Annotated in this window: 3 protein-coding genes and 1 pseudogene; 1 reads left to right on the top strand and 3 read right to left on the bottom strand. The window is 69.7% G+C overall.

All coding sequences use genetic code 11. The features are described from left to right. On the top strand, positions 1 to 629 hold a 629-nt coding region (locus KD1_RS11515; RefSeq protein ID WP_068402053.1), incomplete at its 5' end, for a LysR family substrate-binding domain-containing protein. 129 nt (positions 630 to 758) lie between these two features. Here the strand turns inward: KD1_RS11515 and KD1_RS11520 are convergent. The 3 genes and pseudogenes from KD1_RS11520 to KD1_RS16870 form a co-directional block, all read right to left on the bottom strand. After that, positions 759 to 1,400, bottom strand: a complete 642-nt coding sequence (locus KD1_RS11520) for a CoA transferase subunit B (RefSeq protein WP_068402054.1) — start codon at positions 1,398 to 1,400, stop codon at positions 759 to 761. 1 nt (position 1,401) lies between these two features. Then, positions 1,402 to 2,184: a CoA transferase subunit A gene (locus KD1_RS11525; protein ID WP_068402056.1), complete on the bottom strand. Its 783-nt coding sequence runs from the start codon at positions 2,182 to 2,184 to the stop codon at positions 1,402 to 1,404. Between the two features lies 1 nt (position 2,185). After that, positions 2,186 to 2,517: pseudogene (locus tag KD1_RS16870) on the bottom strand (hypothetical protein); the annotation flags it as partial.

Genomic DNA, 2,517 nt, shown 5'->3' on the forward strand with positions numbered 1-2,517 from the left:
CGGGGGAGGAGGGCCAGCTCACCCTCGGGTTCGCCGGCTCCGCGACGTACTCGTTGCTGCCGTACCTCGTGCGCGAGCTGCGCGCCGAGCTCCCGGCAGTGCGCTTCGAGCTGCGCGGTGAGTTGCTCACCCCGCCGTTGGCGCAGGCCTTGGCGGATCGTCGTGTCGACGTCGCGTTTCTGCGTCCCCCGGTGCAGGAGGAGACCCTGGACGTGCGGCTGTTGCAGCGCGAACGGCTCGTCGCCGCCATCCCCGAGGACCACGAACTGGCCCTGACGAGCGAGCTGCCGCTGGGGTCGCTGGCGGGGGAGACCTTCGTGACGTACCCGGCCTCCGGCTCGGTGACCCGCGACCTGGTGCTGGAGGCCTGTTTCGACGCCGGGTTCCGCCCGCGCGATGTCATCGAGGTGGCGGAGACGTCGACCCTCGTGTCGTTCGTCGCCGCCGGGCTGGGCGTCGCGGTCGTCCCGGAATCGGTGACCGCCCTGCAGATACCCGGCGTGGTCTACCGCCCGCTTGCCGGCGTCGAGCGCACGATCGGCCTGGCCATCGCGCGCCGCACCGGTGACGACAATCCGCTCATTGCCCGGGTGCTGGCCATTGCGACGCGCATGCTCGCCGACAACTGACACAACCCACGGTTCGCCGACAACCCACGGTTCGAGGTATTAGCGACCGCTGGAGCGGTCGTTAATACCTCGAACCGTGGGGGAAACCGTGGGAGAAACCGAGGGTGAAGCCGAGGGAGAAGCTGCGGATCAGTCAGCGAGGCGCACGTTGACCGGAGCCTCTGTGGCCGCGACGACCTCCTCGGCGGTCACGCCGGGGGCCACCTCGATCAGGTCGAAGGCGTTGCCGGCGATGTCGAGCACCCCGAGGTCGGTGATGACCCGCTGCACGACGGCCTTGCCGGTCAGCGGCAGGTCGCAGTGCTTGAGCAGCTTGGGCGAGCCGTCCTTGGCGGTGTGGTCCATCGCGACGATGACGCGACGGGCGCCGTGCACGAGGTCCATCGCGCCGCCCATGCCCTTGACCATCTTGCCGGGCACCATCCAGTTGGCCAGGTCACCGTTCATGGCGACCTGCATGCCACCGAGCACGGCCGCGTCGATCTTGCCGCCGCGGATCATGGCGAAGCTGTCGTGGGAGCCGAAGAACGACGCTCCGGGAAGCACCGTGACGGTCTCCTTGCCGGCGTTGATGAGGTCCGGGTCGACCTCGTCGTCGTACGGGTACGGGCCGACACCGAGGATCCCGTTCTCCGACTGCATGATGACGTTGACGCCCTCGGGCAGGTAGTTCGGGATCAGCGTCGGCAGTCCGATACCGAGGTTGACGTACTGGCCGTCCTGCAGCTCCTGGGCTGCCCGGGCGGCCATCTCCTCACGCGTCCACGCCACGTCAGTTCTCCTCTGCGATCGCGGTCGCCCGCTGGCGGATCGTGCGCTTCTCGATCGCCTTGTTGGACGCCTGCTCTGGTGTCAACTGCACAATACGGTGCACGTACACCCCCGGCAGATGCACGTCGTCCGGATCGATCTCCCCGACCTCGACGAGCTGCTCCGCCTCGACGATCGTCACCGTGCCGCTCATCGCGCATGCCGGGTTGAAGTTCTGCGCCGCCGTGTGGAATCGCAGGTTGCCGGCGCGGTCCGCGATGGCCGCACGCACCAGGGCGACGTCGGCGACGATGCCCTCCTCGAGCACCATCTCGCGACCCTTGAACGGGCGCACCTCCTTGGGCGGCGAGGCCAACGCGACCGACCCATCGGCGGCGTAGCGCCACGGCAGGCCACCGTCGGCGACCTGCGTGCCGACCCCGGTCGGGGTGTAGAACGCGCCGATCCCGGCACCGCCGGCCCGCAGCCGCTCGGCCAGCGTGCCCTGTGGGGTCAGCTCGACCTCGAGCTCACCGGCGAGGTACTGCCGGGCGAACTCCTTGTTCTCCCCGACGTAGGAGGCGATGACCCGCGAAATGCGACGGGCCTCGAGCAGCAGGCCCAACCCCGCTCCGTCGGTGCCGCAGTTGTTCGAGACGACCTGAAGGTCGTCGGCCCCCTGCGCGAGCAGGGCGTCGATGAGGATCCACGGGATGCCCGAGAGACCGAAGCCCCCCACGGCGATCGTCGATCCGGACGTGATGTCCGCGACCGCCTCGGCTGCTGACGCAACCACCTTGTCCATGTCAGTTGTCCTCTCCGGCCGAGGTGCGGCCGTCCGGTTCGTCGCTGAGGCGCAGGTGCTCACGCAGCGCTGCGTTGACAATCTCGGGCTGTTCGTCGTTGGCCAGGTGCGCCGAGTTGTCGACGACGGTCAACCTACCGTGTGCCACTCCCTCGGCGATGACCCGGAGGTCCGCCGGCGGGGTGGAGGGGTCCTCGGCCCCGGCGATCGCCAGCAGCGGGGCCTGCACCTGACCGAGGGAGTCCCGGGCATCCCACCCCGCGATGGCGTCGCAGCACGCGGCGTACCCGGCCGCCGGGGTCGCGGCGATCATGGCGCGCGCGGCGGCGTACC

This window comes from Kribbia dieselivorans NBRC 106261 (assembly GCF_001552435.1).
GTDB classification, from domain to species: domain Bacteria; phylum Actinomycetota; class Actinomycetes; order Actinomycetales; family Dermatophilaceae; genus Kribbia; species Kribbia dieselivorans.

What these genes read in the sequence shown, in the direction of transcription:
- KD1_RS11525 (WP_068402056.1), bottom strand. Translation starts at nt 2,184, where the DNA reads ATGGACAAGGTGGTTGCGTCAGCAGCCGAGGCGGTCGCGGACATCACG.